General features: G+C 65.2%; 15 protein-coding genes. 9 read left to right on the top strand and 6 right to left on the bottom strand.

The genetic code is table 11. The features are described 5' to 3' along the window. Positions 1 to 77: 77 nt before the first annotated feature. The 6 genes from gyrA to dnaA all read right to left on the bottom strand — a co-directional run bounded on the left by gyrA (position 78) and on the right by dnaA (position 9,941). Complete coding sequence (gyrA, locus tag MTY59_RS07525) at positions 78 to 2,597, bottom strand: DNA gyrase subunit A (protein WP_221045117.1); 2,520 nt, start codon at positions 2,595 to 2,597, stop codon at positions 78 to 80. Between the two features lie 41 nt (positions 2,598 to 2,638). Continuing rightward, positions 2,639 to 4,672, bottom strand: coding sequence for a DNA topoisomerase (ATP-hydrolyzing) subunit B (gyrB, locus tag MTY59_RS07520; RefSeq protein WP_221045116.1), 2,034 nt, complete (start codon positions 4,670 to 4,672; stop codon positions 2,639 to 2,641). A gap of 257 nt (positions 4,673 to 4,929) precedes the next feature. Continuing rightward, a complete protein-coding gene (locus MTY59_RS07515; RefSeq protein ID WP_221045115.1) occupies positions 4,930 to 5,487 on the bottom strand; it encodes a DUF721 family protein in 558 nt (185 codons plus the stop codon). Then, on the bottom strand, positions 5,484 to 6,641 hold the full coding sequence (recF, locus tag MTY59_RS07510; protein WP_221045114.1) for a DNA replication/repair protein RecF: 1,158 nt from the start codon (positions 6,639 to 6,641) through the stop codon (positions 5,484 to 5,486). Before recF ends, MTY59_RS07515 begins: the two co-directional genes overlap by 4 nt. Beyond that, on the bottom strand, positions 6,642 to 7,841 hold the full coding sequence (gene dnaN / locus MTY59_RS07505; RefSeq protein WP_221045113.1) for a DNA polymerase III subunit beta: 1,200 nt from the start codon (positions 7,839 to 7,841) through the stop codon (positions 6,642 to 6,644). Positions 7,842 to 8,405: 564 nt separating this feature from the next. Beyond that, positions 8,406 to 9,941 (bottom strand): chromosomal replication initiator protein DnaA, encoded by a 1,536-nt coding sequence (gene dnaA, locus MTY59_RS07500; RefSeq protein ID WP_221045112.1) that lies wholly within the window; start codon positions 9,939 to 9,941, stop codon positions 8,406 to 8,408. A gap of 598 nt (positions 9,942 to 10,539) precedes the next feature. Between dnaA and rpmH the strand changes: the two genes are divergently transcribed. The 9 genes from rpmH to MTY59_RS07455 all read left to right on the top strand — a co-directional run bounded on the left by rpmH (position 10,540) and on the right by MTY59_RS07455 (position 16,994). Beyond that, positions 10,540 to 10,683 carry a 50S ribosomal protein L34 gene (gene rpmH, locus MTY59_RS07495; RefSeq protein ID WP_003874369.1) on the top strand — a complete coding sequence of 48 codons (144 nt, stop codon included), beginning with the start codon at positions 10,540 to 10,542 and terminating at the stop codon, positions 10,681 to 10,683. A 23-nt stretch (positions 10,684 to 10,706) separates the two neighbouring features. After that, positions 10,707 to 11,066, top strand: a complete 360-nt coding sequence (rnpA, locus tag MTY59_RS07490) for a ribonuclease P protein component (protein WP_221045111.1) — start codon at positions 10,707 to 10,709, stop codon at positions 11,064 to 11,066. Then, positions 11,063 to 11,410 (top strand): membrane protein insertion efficiency factor YidD, encoded by a 348-nt coding sequence (gene yidD / locus MTY59_RS07485; RefSeq protein WP_250160744.1) that lies wholly within the window; start codon positions 11,063 to 11,065, stop codon positions 11,408 to 11,410. The genes rnpA and yidD overlap by 4 nt, the downstream gene beginning before the upstream one ends. After that, on the top strand, positions 11,394 to 12,488 hold the full coding sequence (gene yidC, locus MTY59_RS07480; protein WP_221046313.1) for a membrane protein insertase YidC: 1,095 nt from the start codon (positions 11,394 to 11,396) through the stop codon (positions 12,486 to 12,488). The genes yidD and yidC overlap by 17 nt, the downstream gene beginning before the upstream one ends. 81 nt (positions 12,489 to 12,569) lie before the next feature. Beyond that, positions 12,570 to 13,136, top strand: a complete 567-nt coding sequence (locus MTY59_RS07475; RefSeq protein ID WP_221045110.1) for a Jag family protein — start codon at positions 12,570 to 12,572, stop codon at positions 13,134 to 13,136. Positions 13,137 to 13,212: 76 nt separating this feature from the next. After that, positions 13,213 to 13,953 (top strand): 16S rRNA (guanine(527)-N(7))-methyltransferase RsmG, encoded by a 741-nt coding sequence (gene rsmG, locus MTY59_RS07470; protein WP_221045109.1) that lies wholly within the window; start codon positions 13,213 to 13,215, stop codon positions 13,951 to 13,953. Further along, on the top strand, positions 13,950 to 14,966 hold the full coding sequence (locus tag MTY59_RS07465) for a ParA family protein (RefSeq protein WP_250160743.1): 1,017 nt from the start codon (positions 13,950 to 13,952) through the stop codon (positions 14,964 to 14,966). The genes rsmG and MTY59_RS07465 overlap by 4 nt, the downstream gene beginning before the upstream one ends. A gap of 23 nt (positions 14,967 to 14,989) precedes the next feature. Continuing rightward, positions 14,990 to 15,976, top strand: a complete 987-nt coding sequence (locus tag MTY59_RS07460; RefSeq protein WP_221045108.1) for a ParB/RepB/Spo0J family partition protein — start codon at positions 14,990 to 14,992, stop codon at positions 15,974 to 15,976. Between the two features lie 265 nt (positions 15,977 to 16,241). Continuing rightward, the gene (locus MTY59_RS07455) at positions 16,242 to 16,994 is read left to right on the top strand and encodes an acetyltransferase (RefSeq protein WP_221045107.1); all 753 of its coding nucleotides are present in this window, start codon (positions 16,242 to 16,244) and stop codon (positions 16,992 to 16,994) included. The last annotated feature ends 3 nt before the right edge of the window (positions 16,995 to 16,997 follow it).

Genomic DNA, 16,997 nt, shown 5'->3' with positions numbered 1-16,997 from the left:
AGGTCTCCTACCCGGCCGCCCACGCGGTGGCAGTCGCATTATGTCTGGTCGGGCTGAGTCTAGTGGCTCGGCGCCGGCTAGCTGTCCGACTCCGCGGCGCCGCCGATTTCCTCGACGACTTCGTCCGCGTTTTCTTCCGCGTTGCGGGCGATGGCCAACAGCGTGTTCTCCTCACCCAGGTTCATCAGGCGTACGCCCTTGGTCTGCCGTCCCGCCTTGCGAACCTGGCCCGCTGCGGTGCGGATGACGCCGCCTCCCGAGGTGATTGCGTACAGCTCGCTGTCATCATCGACTATCAACGCACCAACCAGCCTGCCACGTCGGCGGTCGTACATCACCGTCAGGACTCCCTTGCCGCCGCGGCCCTGCACCGGATACTCCTCGATCGCGGTGCGCTTGGCGTAGCCGCCCGACGTCGCGACCAGCAGGTAGGTGCCCTCGCGCACGACGTTGAGCGACAACAGATAGTCGTCGGTGTTGAACCGCATGCCCTGCACGCCGGAGGTGGCGCGGCCCATCGGGCGCAGCGCTTCGTCGGTCGCCGAGAACCGGATGGATTGGCCGTTCGCCGAGACCAGCAGCAGGTCCTCGTCGGCGGAGCAGAGCACCGCACCGACCAGTTCGTCGTTGTCGCGCAGGTTGATCGCCACGATTCCGCCCGAGCGGTTGGAATCGAAGTCGGTCAGCTTGGTCTTCTTCACCAGACCGTTGCGGGTTGCCAGCACCAGGTACGGGGCGTCCTCGTAGCTGCGGATCTGGATGACCTGCGCGATGCGCTCCTCGGGTTGGAACGCCAGCAGGTTGGCGACGTGCTGACCGCGAGCGGTCCTCGAGGCCTCGGGGAGTTCGTACGCCTTGGCTCGATACACCCTGCCCTGCGTGGTGAAGAACAGGATCCAGTCGTGCGTGGAGCACACGAAGAAGTGCCGCACGATGTCGTCCTGCTTGAGGCCGGCGCCCTGCACGCCCTTGCCGCCGCGTTTCTGGCTGCGGTACAGGTCGGTCTTGGTGCGCTTGGCGTAGCCGGTCTCGGTGATGGTGACGACGACGTCCTCGCGGGCGATCAGGTCCTCGTCGTTGACGTCGCCGTCGGCGGCGATGATCCGGGTACGACGCTCGTCGCCGTGCTTGTCGACGATCTCCGACAGCTCGTCGTGCACGATCGCGCGTTGCCGCTCGGGCTTGGCCAGGATGTCTTCCAGGTCTGCGATCTCGGCCTCGATCTTGGCCAAGTCGTCGATGATGCGCTGACGCTCCAGGGCGGCCAGCCGGCGCAACTGCATGTCCAGGATGGCCTGCGCCTGGATTTCGTCGATATCGAGCAGATCGATCAGGCCGGCCCGCGCGATTTCCACGGTCTCGGACGCGCGGATCAGGGCGATCACCTCGTCCAGCGCGTCGAGCGCTTTGACCAGACCGCGCAAGATGTGCGCGCGTTCGTTGGCTTTGCGCAACCGGTAGGTGGTGCGCCGGACGATGACGTCGAGTTGATGCGCGACGTAGTAGCGGATCATCTGGTCGAGCCGCAGCGTGCGCGGCACCCCGTCGACGATCGAGAGCATGTTCGCGCCGAAGCTGGTCTGCAGCTGGGTGTGCTTGTAGAGGTTGTTCAGCACCACCTTGGCCACCGCGTCGCGCTTGATCTCCACCACGATGCGCAGACCGACGCGGTCGCTGGACTGGTCCTCGATGTTGGAGATGCCGGCCAGCTTGCCGTCACGGACCTGCTCGGCGATCGAGGTGATGAAGTTGTCGTGGTTCACCTGGTAGGGCAGCTCGGTGATCACCAGCGAGGTGCGGCCGCGTGAATCTTCTTCTACCTCAACGACTCCGCGCATCCGGATCGAGCCGCGGCCGGTGGTGTAGGCGTCGTGGATGCCCTGGGATCCGACGATCAGACCGTGGGTGGGGAAGTCCGGGCCCTTGACCCGCTCGCGGACCGCGGCCAGCGTCGCCTCTTCGTCGGCCTCGTGATTGTCCAGGCACCAGTAAACCGCTTCGGCCAACTCGCGCAGGTTGTGCGGCGGGATGTTGGTCGCCATGCCGACCGCGATGCCGCCGGAGCCGTTGGCGAGCAGGTTCGGGAATCGGCTGGGCAGCACGGTCGGTTCCTGCACACGACCGTCATAGTTGGGGATGAAATCGACTGTCTCCTCGTCGATTTCGCGCAGCATCTCCATCGCGAGCGGGGTCAGTCGCGCCTCGGTGTACCGCATGGCGGCCGGCGGGTCGTTGCCTGGCGAACCGAAGTTGCCCTGCCCGTCGACCAGCGGATAGCGCAGCGACCACGGTTGCGCCATGCGCACCAGGGTGTCGTAGATCGACGAGTCACCGTGCGGGTGATAGTTACCCATCGTCTCCGCAACCGACCGTGCCGATTTTGCGTGTCCGCGGTCGGGCCTGAACCCGGAGTCGAACATCGCGTACAGCACGCGGCGGTGCACCGGTTTGAGACCGTCCCGCACCTCTGGCAGCGCGCGTCCGACGATCACACTCATCGCGTAGTCGATGTAGCTGCGCTGCATCTCCTGCTGAATGTCGACCGGTTCGATCCGGTCGACGGAGTCGTCGCCCGGCGGCAGCGTGGTGTCAGTCATGTAGTCCTCGTGGGTCGGTCAAGGGTGGCGGGTCTGATCGCTCAGACGTCCAGGAAGCGAACGTCCTTGGCATTACGGGTGATAAAGCTGCGGCGCGCATCGACGTCCTCGCCCATCAGGATCGAGAACAGTTCGTCGGCGGCTGCGGCGTCGTCCAGCGTGATTTGGCGCAGCACCCGAACGGTGGGGTCCATCGTGGTTTCCCACAATTCCTTGGCGTCCATTTCACCCAGACCTTTGTAGCGCTGGATACCGTCTTCGGCGTTGATCCTCTTGCCTGCCGCCCGTCCGGCCTCCAGCAAGCCGTCGCGCTCGCGATCGGAGTAGGCGAACTCGGGTTCGCTGCGCTGCCACTTCAGCTTGTACAGCGGCGGCTGCGCCAAAAACACGTGCCCGTGCTCGATCAGCGGCCGCATGAACCGGAACAGCAGCGTCAGCAACAACGTAGAGATGTGCTGGCCGTCGACGTCCGCGTCGGCCATCAGCACGATCTTGTGATAGCGCAGCTTGGCGATGTCGAACTCGTCGTGAATACCGGTGCCGAGTGCGGTGATGATCGCCTGGACTTCGGTGTTCTTCAAAACCCGGTCGATGCGGGCCTTTTCGACGTTGATGATCTTGCCGCGCAGCGGCAGGATGGCCTGGAACATCGAGTCGCGGCCACTCTTGGCCGAGCCGCCGGCCGAGTCGCCCTCCACCACGTACAGTTCCGACTTGCGGGGGTCGGTGGAGCGGCAGTCGGCGAGCTTGCCGGGCAGCCCGCCGATATCGGTCGCGCTCTTGCGGCGCACCAACTCTCGCGCTTTGCGGGCGGCGATGCGGGCCTGCGCCGACGACACCGCCTTATTGACCACGACCTTGGCGTCGGCGGGGTTGGCCTCGAACCAGTGCGTGAGTTGTTCGTTGCAGACCTTCTGCACGAACGACTTAACTTCGGTGTTGCCCAGTTTGGTCTTGGTCTGGCCTTCGAACTGCGGTTCGCTGACCTTGACCGAGATCACCGCGGCCAGGCCCTCACGGATGTCGTCGCCGGTGAGGTTCGGATCCTTTTCTTTCAGCAGCTTTTTGTCTTTGGCGTACTTGTTGACCACCGTCGTCAGCGCGCTGCGGAAACCCTCTTCGTGGGTGCCGCCCTCGTGGGTGTTGATGGTGTTGGCGAAGGTGTGCACCGATTCCGAGTAGCCACCGTTCCACTGCATCGCGATTTCGACCTCGTGGCCGGGGCCCTTGCCGTCGAAGTCGATGATGCTCTGCTGGATCGGGCTCTTGGTGCGGTTGATGTGCTTGACGAAGTCGACGAGCCCACCCGGGTAGTGGAAGGTGCGGTGCTTAACCTTATGGGGCGCAGTGGATTCCGCTGCCTTCTCCTGCGCCGACTTGGGGGCTTCGGCGGTGTCGCTGACGACCTCGTCGACCACCTCCTCCTTGGTCACCCGCTCGTCGGTGAGGTTGATCGTCAACCCCTTGTTGAGGAACGCCATCTCTTGGAGCCGGCGCGCGACGGTCTCGAAGTCGTAGTCGGTGGTCTCGAAGATTTCCGGATCGGCCCAGAATCGGATCGTGGTGCCGGTGCGTTTGGTGGCCTCGCCCTGCTTGAGGGTGCCGGGCACGGCGCGGTCGTAGTACTGCGACCATTCGTGGCCGTCGCGGGCGATGTCCACTTCGAGTCGGGTCGAGAGCGCGTTGACCACCGACACACCGACGCCGTGCAGACCACCGCTGACGTTGTAGCCGCTGTTCTCACCGCCGAACTTGCCACCCGCGTGCAGTTGGGTCATCACGACGTCGACAGTGGGGGCGCCGGTCGCGTGCATGGCCACCGGGATGCCACGGCCGTTGTCGGAGACCTCGACGCTGCCGTCGTCGAGAATGCGGACGTCGACCTTGTCGGCGTAGCCGGCCATCGCCTCGTCAACCGAGTTGTCGACCACCTCCCAGATGAGGTGGTGCAGACCACGCTCACCGGTGGACCCGATGTACATACCGGGGCGTTTGCGGACGGCCTCCAGGCCTTCGAGCACGGTGATCGCTGAAGCGCCGTATTCGTCTTGCGCCTTCTTCTTCTGGGCAGCCACGGTCGGAATGCTCTCCTTGGGGTTTCATGCGGGCGGTTCCAGTCACCGCAACAGTCGCATCCCGTCAGTCTAGCGTGAACAGCCGTCCGCACCGATTTTCTGGCCGCGTTTCTACCCAGCTAACCGCGCCGTGCGCACGATTTCTTTATTCTGGCCGCGTCCCGACGTGCGTAGCAGGGATCCGCGTCGTCCTGGCGGATTTCAGGGGCCTGTGGACAAAGCCCCGTCCGAGGATCCGCGGACGGGAATTCAACTCCCTAACCGTAGGTGTCGCGCGGGCCTCGTCCAGCGATATGACGCGGCCCCTTGCGCCACGAAGGCGCGGTCGGGCCGGTGATTTTCAACGACGTGACCACACCGTTGCCGACCGCGGCGGCGATCTTGGCCAGTAACTGTGACTGAATCATCCGCAACTGGGTGGCCCATGCCGTCGATTCGGCGGTCACGCTCAGCACACCATCATTGAGGGCGGTCGGCGTCGCATGGTCGGCGATCTGATGCCCGACGACGGTCGCCCAGTTGCCCAGCACGGTGCCTTCGGCCACTTGCGCGGACCAACCTCGTTTTTTCGCCAGATCACGCGCCAGGTTGCCCAGCGGTTGGGGATCGCGCACATCGGGTCCCGGTCCCGACCAACTGCGACGCTGGCCCGCCACCCGGCGGCGGGCGGGGGCCACCGCGCGGCCACGGCCGGCGTCTTTTCCCTGAGCCCGAGCCGCGGCGCGCGCCTCCTCAAGGGTGCGGCGCACCAGATCGATCCCGCTCAGCGAATTCAACGGCTCGGTGGGACGCGGACCCTCATCCGTGCCGGTCACGAGCGCATCTCCGATATCCGTCCTAAGTCGCTGTCTCGTAAGTCGACGTACACCTGCCGAGCCTCCCAACCCGCCGGAATGTCTTCGAGCACCGCCGCGGTGACCAACACCTGTTCGGCCGATTCGGCCACCATCGCCAAGGCCCGGCGCCGCGCCGCGTCGAGTTCGGCGAACACGTCGTCGAGCAATAACACGGGATCGCTTTCGTCGGCGCGCAGTAACTCGTAAGCGGCCAACCGCAGCGACAACGCAAACGACCACGATTCCCCGTGGCTGGCAAAGCCTTTCGCCGGCTGATCGCCGAGCCACAATTCCAGGTCGTCGCGGTGCGGGCCAACGAGGCACATGCCGCGTTCCAGCTCCGCCCCGCGGCGCGCCGACAACGCCGCCAGCAAGGCGGCTTCCAGGAACTCGCGGTCGGCGCCTGCGATGTCCGCCGCGGCCTCGGCGCCCACGCTGGATCGATAACCGATGGAGGCGGCACGCGATCCCGGTGCCAACAGCTGATAAGCCTTCTCGACCTCCGGTGCCAACTGGTTCACCAAATCGATACGAACGGCCATCAATTGGGCACCGAATTCGGCCAGCCGGCTGTCCCAGACGTCTAACGTATCCAGGGCGCTCTGATCGCCGCGGTGGCGCGCACCGGACAGGGATTTCAACAGCGCGGTGCGCTGCCGCAAGGCTTTTTCGTAGTCGGCGCGTATCCCGGCCACCGCCGGCCGCCGCACCGTCGCCAAATCGTCGAGGTAGCGCCGCCGATCGGACGGGTCACCGCGGACCAGGGACAGATCCTCGGGAGCAAATAGCACCGCGCGCAAGACCCCGATCACTTCGCGGGCACTGCGCATCGGTGAGCGGTTCAGCCGCGCCTTGTTCGCCCGGCCGGCCGCGATTTCCAGATCGACCGCGCATTCCCTGCCTTCGTTGACCACGATGGTGGAAACCACCGCGCGGTCGGCGCCCGCGCGGATCAACGGCGCATCCGTGCCCACCCGGTGTGAGCCCATGGTGCTCGAATACCACAGCGCCTCAAGAAGATTCGTCTTCCCAAACCCGTTGGGCCCGATGAAGACCGTCCGACCAGGCTGCAATTCGAGGTCGGCGTGTGCCCAGGACCGGAAATCGCGCAGTCCCAAATGCCGGACGTACACCTAGCCAGGCAACCGGACGGGCATCAGCAAGTAGACGTAATCGGTCGGCAGGGCGCTGTAGGGCCCCGCGCCGCTCGGGTGGCTGTCGTCATTCAACGCCGGACGCAGCAACGCCGGCTTGCCCGGTGTCGTGAAACCGAACGACACCCGCTCGGAGTGGACCGATCCCAGTCCGTCGGTCAGATACGTCGGGTTGAAGGCGATCGTCAGCGGTTCCCCGACGAAATCGACCGCCAAGTCCTCCTCGGCCCGGCCGACGTCGTCGGCGCCCGCGGACAGCCGCAGCGATCCCTCACTGAATTCCATCCGCACCTGGGCGCCCCGGTCGGCCACCAGCGCCACCAGCTTGATCGCCTCGGTCAACTCCGCGACGTTGATCGTCGCGACCGCCGTGTGCTCCGCCGGCAACAGCTGCCGGAACTTCGGGAACTCCGCATCCAGCAGGCGGGTGGTGCTGCGCTTGCCATTACCGCTGATGCCGAGCAATCCGTCTTTGCCGACGCCCGACCCTGCACCCAATGACAGCCGGACCTCGGAGCCGTCGGCGCCCGTCCGCGCGGCTTCGGCCAGGGTCTTGGCCGGGACCAGCACTGCGGCTTCGATGTCGGGCGAGGCCGCCGACCAGGTCAGCTCGCGAACCGCCAAGCGGAACCTGTCGGTAGCGGCCAAAACCACGGTGTTACCCGAAATCTCAACCCTGATCCCGGTCAGCATCGGCAACGTGTCGTCGCGACCGGCCGCGATGGCGACCTGGCTGATCGCCTCGGCGAACAGGTCGGCGGGCAGCGCCCCGGTCTCTTCCGGCAGCGTCGGCAGCGTCGGGTAATCCTCAACCGCCATCGTCGGCAGCGAGAACCTGGCGTTTCCGCAGTGCAGCGCCACCCGGTTACCGTCGACGTAGAAGTCGATCGGCTTGTTCGGCAGCGCCCGCACGATGTCGGATAGCAATCGACCGGATACCAAAACGCTTCCCGGAGAAGCGATTTCAGCTGCAACTTGTGCTTCGGCCGAAACCTCGTAATCGAATCCGGAGATCGTCAGCCCCTCATCGGTTCCCGAGAGAAGCACACCGGAGAGCACCGGCACCGCAGGCCGGGACGGCAGATTCTTCGCCACCCACGACACCGCGTCTGCGAAAGACTCCCGCACCAAACGAAATTTCAAGTCGCTGAGGCCAGCCGTTGTCGTCGCCGCATCCATAGCGTCCCTCCACCTACCCAGCGTTCTCGAATCCATTGGCTAGCCGTCCCCGCTAGCACGGCTCCGCCACGAGCGGCGATGACATGCAATGCCAACGACGATCGCAACGGCAGTCGAAGAACAACCGTAGATCCTCCGACGTCATCTTGAAAGCTAATCGCAAAGCCCGACAACCCGAGCCGGCGAAGGCTCAGACGACGGCTGTGCGCCGCGCGTCCCCAAGCCTGTATTTCAAAGAAGAACCGATGAAGAGATCTCAGTACCAGTATTAAGGCCTGTGCATTCTGGGGACAGCACCGTCTCGGTGCAGCTAGCGCCACGATCGGGTTGTGCATCGCGGCGCGAACGCCTGTGGGTGACATGTTGGGCGGGTGGGGACGAACGACGGCTGTGCACGCAACGCCCGTTACTACACCGGCGCTTAATTGCGTTGTGCACAGCCCTGCGCACATACCCGGGGTGTGGCGGATGTGACAGACGGGTGTGAAGTTTCTCGAAAAAATTACAAACACGGGCAGCGGAAGCACGAAAATCAGCGCTCGCAGCGCTAGGGGAGCGGGAAACTCAGCGCTTTGAGCGCTGACGGATGCGAGTGGTGAGCTCCTTGACGTGATCAAAAACCTCACGCCGCTCAGCCATCTCGGACAAGATCTTGCGCTGCGCGTACATGACCGTGGTGTGGTCCCGGCCGAAAGCCTGCCCGATCTTGGGCAGTGAGAGGTCGGTGAGTTCGCGGCACAGATACATGGCGATCTGACGCGACTGGGCCAGCGCCCGGGTCTTGCCGGGCCCCCGGAGCTCTTCGACGGTGGTGTCGAAGTATTCGGCGGTGGCCGCCATGATGGTGGCCGCGCTGATCTGCATGGTGCTGGCATCGGCGATCAGATCGCGCAGCACAATCTCGGCCAGCGACTTGTCAATCGGGGTCTTGTTCAGCGACGCGAACGCGGTCACCCGGATCAGCGCGCCCTCGAGTTCTCGGATGTTGCGTTCGATGCTGCTGGCGATCAGCTCGAGCACGTCGTCGGGCACCGCCAGCCGCTCCATCTGCGCTTTCTTACGCAAGATGGCGATGCGGGTTTCCAGCTCCGGGGGCTGCACATCGGTGATCAAGCCCCACTCGAACCGCGTCCTGAGCCGGTCTTCCAGGGTGGCCAGCTGTTTGGGCGGCCGGTCCGACGAGATGACGATCTGCTTGTTGGCGTTATGCAGGGTGTTGAAGGTGTGGAAGAACTCCTCCTGGATACCTTCCTTGCCCTCGATGAACTGAATGTCATCGACCAGCAGCACGTCGACGTCGCGATAGCTGCGCTTGAAGGCGACCTTGCGGTCGTCGCGAAGCGAGTTGATGAAGTCGTTCGTGAATTCCTCGGTGGAGACGTACTTGACCCGCATCCCGGGGAAGAGCCGCTGTGCGTAATTGCCGGCGGCGTGCAACAGGTGGGTCTTGCCCAGACCGGACTCACCCCAGATGAACAACGGGTTGTAAGCCCGGGCCGGCGCTTCGGCGATGGCCAGGGCGGCGGCGTGGGCGAACCGGTTGGAGGCGCCGATGACAAAGGTGTCGAAGGTGTAGCGACGGTTGAGGCTCGTTCCGGCGGCGACGGCTGGATCGATGGCGTGCGGCCGCTCGGTGAAGTAGTTCGGCCAACCCGGCTGGTTGTCGTTGACGGTCTCGCTGTTTTCGAAGGCTTCCTCGGTCTCGACGGCCGCGGCGTCAGCGCTGAACGACGGGTCGGAGGCGGGGAACGGTTCGGCCGGCGGGATGAGTGCATCCTCGACATCGTCGGATGGGGGAGCGATGCGGACACCCAGCTGGATCTGTTGTCCGAGCCGGCGGCTCAGCGCATCGGTGATCGGGGCCCGGAGATGCCGTTCGATCTCGTTTTGGACAAAACTGCTCGGCACCGACAGCAGAGCAAAACCTTCGACGATGGTCAGTGGGCGAACCAGATTCAGCCACGCTCGTTGCTGGGGGGTGAGAGGAGTGACCAGAGTCATGCGGTTGGCGGCCATGCCGTCCGCGGTGGGCTCTCCGTTGAGTTCGGAAACGACCGCATTCCACACTGTCGTGAAACTGGAACCGGGGTCATCGGTCAACGACGCATCTCCCTGGTTCTCGAACGTCCCGACCCAAGTCACACCACGCTTGGCGACAAAACAACTGTCCACATAGTTATACACAGGTGTGGACAGGATGATCGTAGGTGAGCCACAACCTACCGGCGACGGCTCGCGATCTCCGCGCTGGAAGAGAACCTCGAAAGGTTGTCTAGGCAGCTAGTCGATCTACCATCCTCGCTTCGTTGTCGAGCGCTGCTTCAGTCTAAAACGACTTCGCAGAAGCTAACAGTTTTCCGTTCGGCTGCCAACCGTTCCGCTGCATTCCAATCGGGTCGTCTAGGGTACGTGGGGCCTGCTACGGCTCGTTATGGTAGCCACCTCGGTCGCGGGTGTGATCGAAACGGAAATCTTTGTTAGACCCTCCGCCCGGGTTCGTTGTGGGAAGCGAGGTTTGACCAGGCGAAGCCGCGTCAGTACCCTCAAACAGTCGCCCGAAAGTCGGCGATACGGCTGCGACCCGAACCACTGGGGACCGCGCCGGCCAGCAGCACCAAGACCACCTCCGGTCGAACCGCAGACGAGCCCGATGCGAAACGTCTGAGCGGCCGGATGGCAACACAACGAGGAGAACGTCGTGGCCAAGGGCAAGCGGACCTTCCAGCCGAATAACCGGCGCCGTGCCCGCGTGCATGGTTTCCGCCTGCGGATGCGCACTCGTGCAGGACGCGCGATCGTGTCCGGTCGGCGCCGCAAGGGTCGCCGCGCGCTCTCTGCCTGATCGCAACGTCAGGTCTTTCGGCGGTGCTTCCCGCACGCAACCGCATGACGCGGTCAATTGACTTTGACGCGACGGTGAAGCACGGGATTCGTCTGGCACAGCCCGATGTCATCGTGCACTTTCGTCGGGGAGTGGACGGCGACGGAATCGGTGCGCCGCGGGTCGGATTGGTTGTGGGCAAACCCGTCGGATCCGCCGTGGAACGCCACCGTGTCTCGCGCCGACTGCGCCATGTGGCGCGCACGCTGCTGAGCGAGCTCGGCCAATCCGATCAGTTGGTGATTCGTGCACTGCCCAGCAGCCGCACCGCATCCTCGGCCCGCCTGGAGCAGGAACTGCGCCGGTGCTTGCGACGCGTGCCGGCGGCGGGGAGTAAGTCGTGACGACATCGGCGCGGCTGCGCGCGTTCACCCGTACGACCGGAAGGGCCGCCGCGCGCGGAGTGATTTTTCTGATCCAGCTGTACCGGCATATGGTGTCGCCGCTACGCCCGGCGACGTGTCGCTTCGTTCCGACCTGCAGCCAGTACGCGGTCGATGCGCTCAACGAGTACGGCCTGATTCGGGGGAGCTGGTTGGCTGCGGCCAGACTTGCCAAGTGCGGACCATGGCATAAAGGCGGATGGGATCCGATACCGGACCGCCCCGGAAGCTACGTGAATTGCCAAAACGCCAGCGACGCTTGGGTTGTCCAGGCGGCGCGAGGGGAGAGTGGATCTTTTGTTTGATTTCTTCAGCCTCGACTTCGTCTACTACCCGGTGTCGTGGATCATGTGGGTCTGGTACAAGCTGTTCGCCTCCATGCTGGGGCCGTCGAACTTCTTCGCCTGGGCACTGTCGGTGATGTTCCTGGTCTTCAGCCTGCGGGCGCTGCTCTACAAGCCTTTCGTGCGGCAGATCCGCACCACGCGCCAGATGCAGGAGCTGCAGCCCCAGATCAAGGCGCTACAGAAGAAGTACGGCAAGGATCGCCAGCGCATGGCGCTCGAGATGCAGAAGCTGCAGCGCGAGCACGGCTTCAACCCGATCCTGGGCTGCCTGCCGATGCTGGCGCAGATCCCGGTGTTCATCGGTCTGTATCACGTGCTGCGTTCGTTCAACCGGACGACCGGCGGCTTCGGCCAGCCCCACTTGTCGGTGGCGCAGAACCGCCTGACCGGAAACTACGTCTTCACCCCGACCGATGTCGGACACTTCCTGGACGCCAACTTGTTCGGCGCCCCCATTGGTGCCTTTATGACGCAGCGCACCGGGCTGGACGCGTTCACGTTCTTCAGCCGGCCGGCCGTGATCGCGGTGGGCTTGCCGGTGATGATCCTGGCCGGCGTCGCGACCTACTTCAACAGTCGGGCGTCGGTGGCGCGGCAGAGCCCGGAGGCGGCGGCCAACCCGCAAACCGCGATGATGAACAAACTCGCGCTCTACGTCTTCCCGCTCGGCGTGGTGGTCGGTGGGCCGTTCCTTCCGCTCGCGATCATCCTGTACTGGTTCGCCAACAACATCTGGACCTTCGCGCAGCAGCACTACGTCTTCGGGATGATCGAAAAAGAGGACGAAGCCAAGAAGCAGGAAGCGATCCAGCGCCGGGCGGCCAATGCGCCGGCGCCGGGAGCGAAGCCGAGACGGAACCCCAAGGTGGCATCGCCGGGCGGCAACGGGTCGTCGACGGCCGACAGCGACACCGATGCATCCGGTTCCGCGACGGCGGATTCCGACGTTGCCGACGGCCCGGCCGCCGACGCGAGCAACGGGCCGACCAACCGCACGCCGCGGCCCGGGGCGCGACCGAAAAAACGTAAACGCTGATCCGGGCGGAGTAGCTATCGGGGCCGCCCGGGGAGGGCGACCTCAATTGGGCTGGGGCCCATGGAATGAGGGAGAGAAGACATGACAGACGCCGACACCACTGAGCGCGACGTCGACACGGAGCTCGACGCGCAAGCGGCCGCGGAGGATGCCGGGGAATCGGGTTCGGAGGAATTCGATGATCTCGAGGAGCGGTTGGTCGCCGAGGGCGAGATAGCCGGCGACTATCTCGAAGAGTTGTTGGACTTGTTGGACTTCGACGGCGACATCGACTTGGACGTCGAGGGCAGCCGGGCGATCGTGAGCATCGATGGCAGCGACGACTTGAACAAGTTGGTTGGTCGCGGCGGTGAGGTGCTCGACGCGCTGCAGGAGTTGACCAGGCTCGCGGTGCACCAGAAGACCGGCGTGCGGAGCCGGTTGATGCTCGACGTCGCGAGCTGGCGGCGGCGGCGCCGGGAGGAATTGGCGGCGCTGGGCGACAAGGTCGCGCGCCGGGTGCTCGAGTCCGGGGAACGCGAAGAGCTCTCGCCGATGACGCCGTTCGAACGCAAGATCGTCCACGACGCCGTCGCGGCGGTCGCCGGGGTGCACAGCGAGAGCGAGGGCGTCGAGCCCGCCCGCCGCGTGGTCGTCCTGCACGACTGACGCCCAGAGTTACAGCCATGTAGTTCCCGTCGCCCGTCCGGCCTCCGAAGGTTGCAATGCACGCTCCAACTAGAGGATGTTTCACGTGAAACATGTCGGACCCGGCGACGCCGCCGTGGGTCCGTCCGGGCAGGAAGCGGGGATCCGCGCGGCCCCTGATTCGGCGGCCGCGATCTTCGGCGACCGGCTGGGAACCGCGCAACACTATGCGGAACTCCTCGCGACCGCCGGGGTGGAACGGGGCTTGCTCGGCCCGCGCGAGGTGGACCGTATCTGGGACCGCCACATACTCAATAGCGCCGTCCTCGGTGAGCTACTCGGCTCGGGCGAACGGATCATCGACATCGGCAGCGGGGCGGGCCTGCCCGGCATACCCCTGGCGATCGCGCGGCCCGATCTCGACGTCGTATTGCTAGAGCCGCTGCTGCGGCGCAGCGAATTTCTCAACGAGGTCATCAACGAACTAGGGTTAGCCGTCGAGGTGGTCCGTGGCCGTGCGGAGGAACCGGGAGTGCGCAGCCGGTTCGGGGAGAGGGATGCTGCGGTGTCGCGAGCGGTTGCATCATTGGACAAGCTGACGAAGTGGAGCTTGCCACTATTACGCCCCAACGGACGGATGCTCGCCATCAAGGGGGAGCGCGCTTCCGACGAAGTTGAACAGTACCGGCGTGTGATGGCAGCATCGGGCGCCGCTGATGTCAGGGTGGTGACATGTGGCGCGACCTATTTGCGTCCCCCGGCAACCGTAGTTTCAGCGCGACGCGGAAAGCCGCCACACCACAAGCCGGCACGGACCGGGAAGGCCGGAACCCGATGAGTTCTTCAGGAGATTGGCCGGTGGCTCCGCAGGCGCCGGCAGACGTTCACCAGGCGGCAGCGCCCGCCCCAGCGGCGGCGAATCCGGATGTGTCCGCCCCACCACCGGTTGCCCCCCCGCCGACCGCCGGGACGAATGTTTCACGTGAAACAGCGGATGAATTCGACACCCCGATCGGGGCCGCCGCCGAGCGCGCGATGCGGGTGCTGCACACCACCTACCCGCCGCTGCGCCGGCCGTCGCGTCGCCGGGTGTTCACGGTCGCGAACCAGAAGGGCGGCGTCGGGAAGACGACCACCGCCGTCAACCTCGCGGCTGCCCTCGCGCTGCAGGGACTCAAAACCCTCGTCATCGACCTCGACCCTCAGGGCAACGCCAGCACGGCGCTCGGCATCACGGACCGTCAATCGGGGACGCCATCGTCGTACGAGGTTTTGCTCGGCGAGGTCGCCGTGCATGACGCGCTCCGGCAGAGCCCGCACAACGAGCGCCTGTTCTGCATCCCGGCGACGATCGACCTGGCCGGTGCCGAAATCGAATTGGTCAGCATGGTTGCGCGCGAGAACCGACTGCGCACCGCGCTGGCCGACCTCGACACCCTCGACTTCGACTGCGTCTTCATCGACTGCCCGCCATCGCTCGGGTTGCTGACTATCAACGCACTCGTCGCTGCGCCGGAGGTCATGATCCCGATCCAGTGCGAGTACTACGCTCTCGAGGGCGTCTCGCAGCTGATGCGCAACATCGAAATGGTGAAGGCGCACCTCAATCCCAAGCTTGAGGTGACCACCGTCGTCCTGACCATGTACGACGGCCGCACCAAACTCGCGGACCAGGTCGCGGAAGAGGTGCGCCGATACTTCGGAAGCAAGGTGTTGCGCACGGTGATTCCACGCAGCGTGAAGGTTTCCGAGGCGCCCGGCTACAGCATGACCATCATCGATTACGACCCCGGCTCACGCGGGGCGATGAGCTATCTCGATGCGAGCCGCGAACTCGCCGAGCGCGATTGACCACCATCCGCGAAGGGACGACTATGACGCAGCCGTTACGCAAGAAGGGCGGCCTCGGCCGGGGCCTGGCTTCGCTAATTCCGACCGGCCCCGCGGAGGGTGACTCCGGGCCGGCGACACTCGGCCCGCGGATGGGCGACGCCGCCGCCGACGTCTTGATCGGGGGACCGCCGGCACAGGACGCGTCGTCGGTGGGAGCGGTCTATCGCGAGATCGCGCCGGCCGACATCGAACGCAACCCCCGTCAGCCCCGGCAGGTCTTCGACGAGGAGGCGCTGTCGGAACTGGTGCACTCCATCCGCGAGTTCGGGCTCTTGCAGCCGATCGTGGTGCGAGCCGTCAAGGATTCCGCGAGCGGAGCGCGTTATCAGATCGTGATGGGGGAGCGGCGCTGGCGCGCGGCCCAAGAGGCCGGCCTGGCGACCATCCCGGCGATCGTGCGCGAAACGGGCGACGACAATCTGCTGCGCGACGCCCTGTTGGAAAACATCCATCGCGTGCAGCTGAACCCGTTGGAAGAGGCGGCCGCCTACCAACAGCTGCTCGACGAGTTCGGTGTCACCCACGATGAACTGGCTGCACGCATCGGTCGGTCCCGGCCGTTGATCACCAACATGATCCGCTTGCTCAAGCTGCCGATCGCGGTGCAGCGTCGGGTGGCCGCCGGGGTGCTTTCCGCCGGTCACGCGCGCGCACTGCTGTCGCTGGAGGCGGGCCCGGAGGCGCAGGAGGAACTGGCCACCCGGATCGTCGCCGAGGGGCTGTCGGTGCGGGCCACCGAGGAGGCGGTCACCTTGGCCAACCGGGGTGGCCCGGCCACGCCGACGGCACCGCGCCGCAAGCCGATCCAGATGCCGGGCCTGCAAGACGTTGCCGACAAGCTCTCCACAGCCTTCGACACCCGGGTCACGGTCAGTCTGGGGAAACGCAAGGGCAAGATCGTCGTCGAGTTCGGTTCGGTGGACGATTTGCAGCGGATCATCGACGTTATGTCCCCGCCCAAGGCATGAACTAGGACATCGTGTAATTACGTCACTGTGACACCGAGGCTGTTTTTGCGGGGACTGCACGTATTCCAGGTGTTTCGGATTGACGAAACGGCATGCGCATCAACAACTTTCGATTACTGGCGCGATGCGGTGGCGCGGCGCCGAGCTTTCGGGACCGCCCACCCCCGTGGCCAGGCCAAAGCTGGCCCGATCACGACAACCTCTCCTATTCTGGAGGGGTTGTCGGCGCAGATCGCTGCAGTACCGCACAGGAGCCAGGAGGCTAGTGTCCGCTCGAATCATGCCGCTACGGCTCGAGGCATTCGAGCAGCTTCCCAAGCACGCACGCCGGTGCGTCTTCTGGGAAGTCGATCCAGCGACCCTCGGTAATCAGGATCACCTCACCGACCCCGAATTCGAAAAAGAAGCGTGGCTCTCGATGGTGATGCTGGAGTGGGGCTCGTGCGGACAGGTCGCGACCGCCGTCCCCGATGAGCGAAGCCAGGCCGAGCCGCCGTGCCTGGGCTACGTGTTCTATGCGCCGCCGCGGGCGGTGCCCCGGGCGCAGCGATTCCCGACCGGTCCGGTGTCCGCGGACGCGGTGCTGCTGACGTCGATGGGCATCGAACCCGGGCCGGCGGCCGACGATTTACCGCACGGTTTGATCGCCCGGGTTATCGACGAACTGGTGCGCCGCGGCGTCCGCGCGCTTGAAGCGTTCGGCCGCACCCCGGCGGCCTCCGAATTGCAGGATCCGTGCCTCGTCGGTCCTGACGTGCGGCCGGTCCTGGAAGCCGTCGGCGACTGCTCGGTCGATCACTGCGTCATGGATGCGGACTTCTTGAAAGACGCGGGTTTCGTTGTGGTGGCCCCGCATACGTACTTCCCGCGGCTGCGCCTCGAGCTCGACAAGGGTCTCGGGTGGAAGGCGGAAGTGGAGGCCGCCCTGGAGCGCCTGCTGGAGAACGCGCATTTCGAGCAGCCGGTGGGCGCGGGGTCCACGGCAGCGAATGCGCTGAAAACCACCCAGGGTGGTTAGAAC

Source organism: Mycobacterium senriense (assembly GCF_019668465.1).
GTDB lineage: Bacteria > Actinomycetota > Actinomycetes > Mycobacteriales > Mycobacteriaceae > Mycobacterium > Mycobacterium senriense.
Note: the sequence above shows the minus strand (reverse complement) of the source record. Positions and strands in the feature narration are given on the sequence as shown.

Coding starts and splice junctions, on each gene's coding strand:
- MTY59_RS07460 (WP_221045108.1), top strand. CDS start 14,990: ATGACGCAGCCGTTACGCAAGAAGGGCGGCCTCGGCCGGGGCCTGGCT.
- gyrA (WP_221045117.1), bottom strand. CDS start 2,597: ATGACTGACACCACGCTGCCGCCGGGCGACGACTCCGTCGACCGGATC.
- rsmG (WP_221045109.1), top strand. CDS start 13,213: ATGTTTCACGTGAAACATGTCGGACCCGGCGACGCCGCCGTGGGTCCG.
- dnaN (WP_221045113.1), bottom strand. CDS start 7,841: ATGGATGCGGCGACGACAACGGCTGGCCTCAGCGACTTGAAATTTCGT.
- MTY59_RS07465 (WP_250160743.1), top strand. CDS start 13,950: ATGAGTTCTTCAGGAGATTGGCCGGTGGCTCCGCAGGCGCCGGCAGAC.
- MTY59_RS07475 (WP_221045110.1), top strand. CDS start 12,570: ATGACAGACGCCGACACCACTGAGCGCGACGTCGACACGGAGCTCGAC.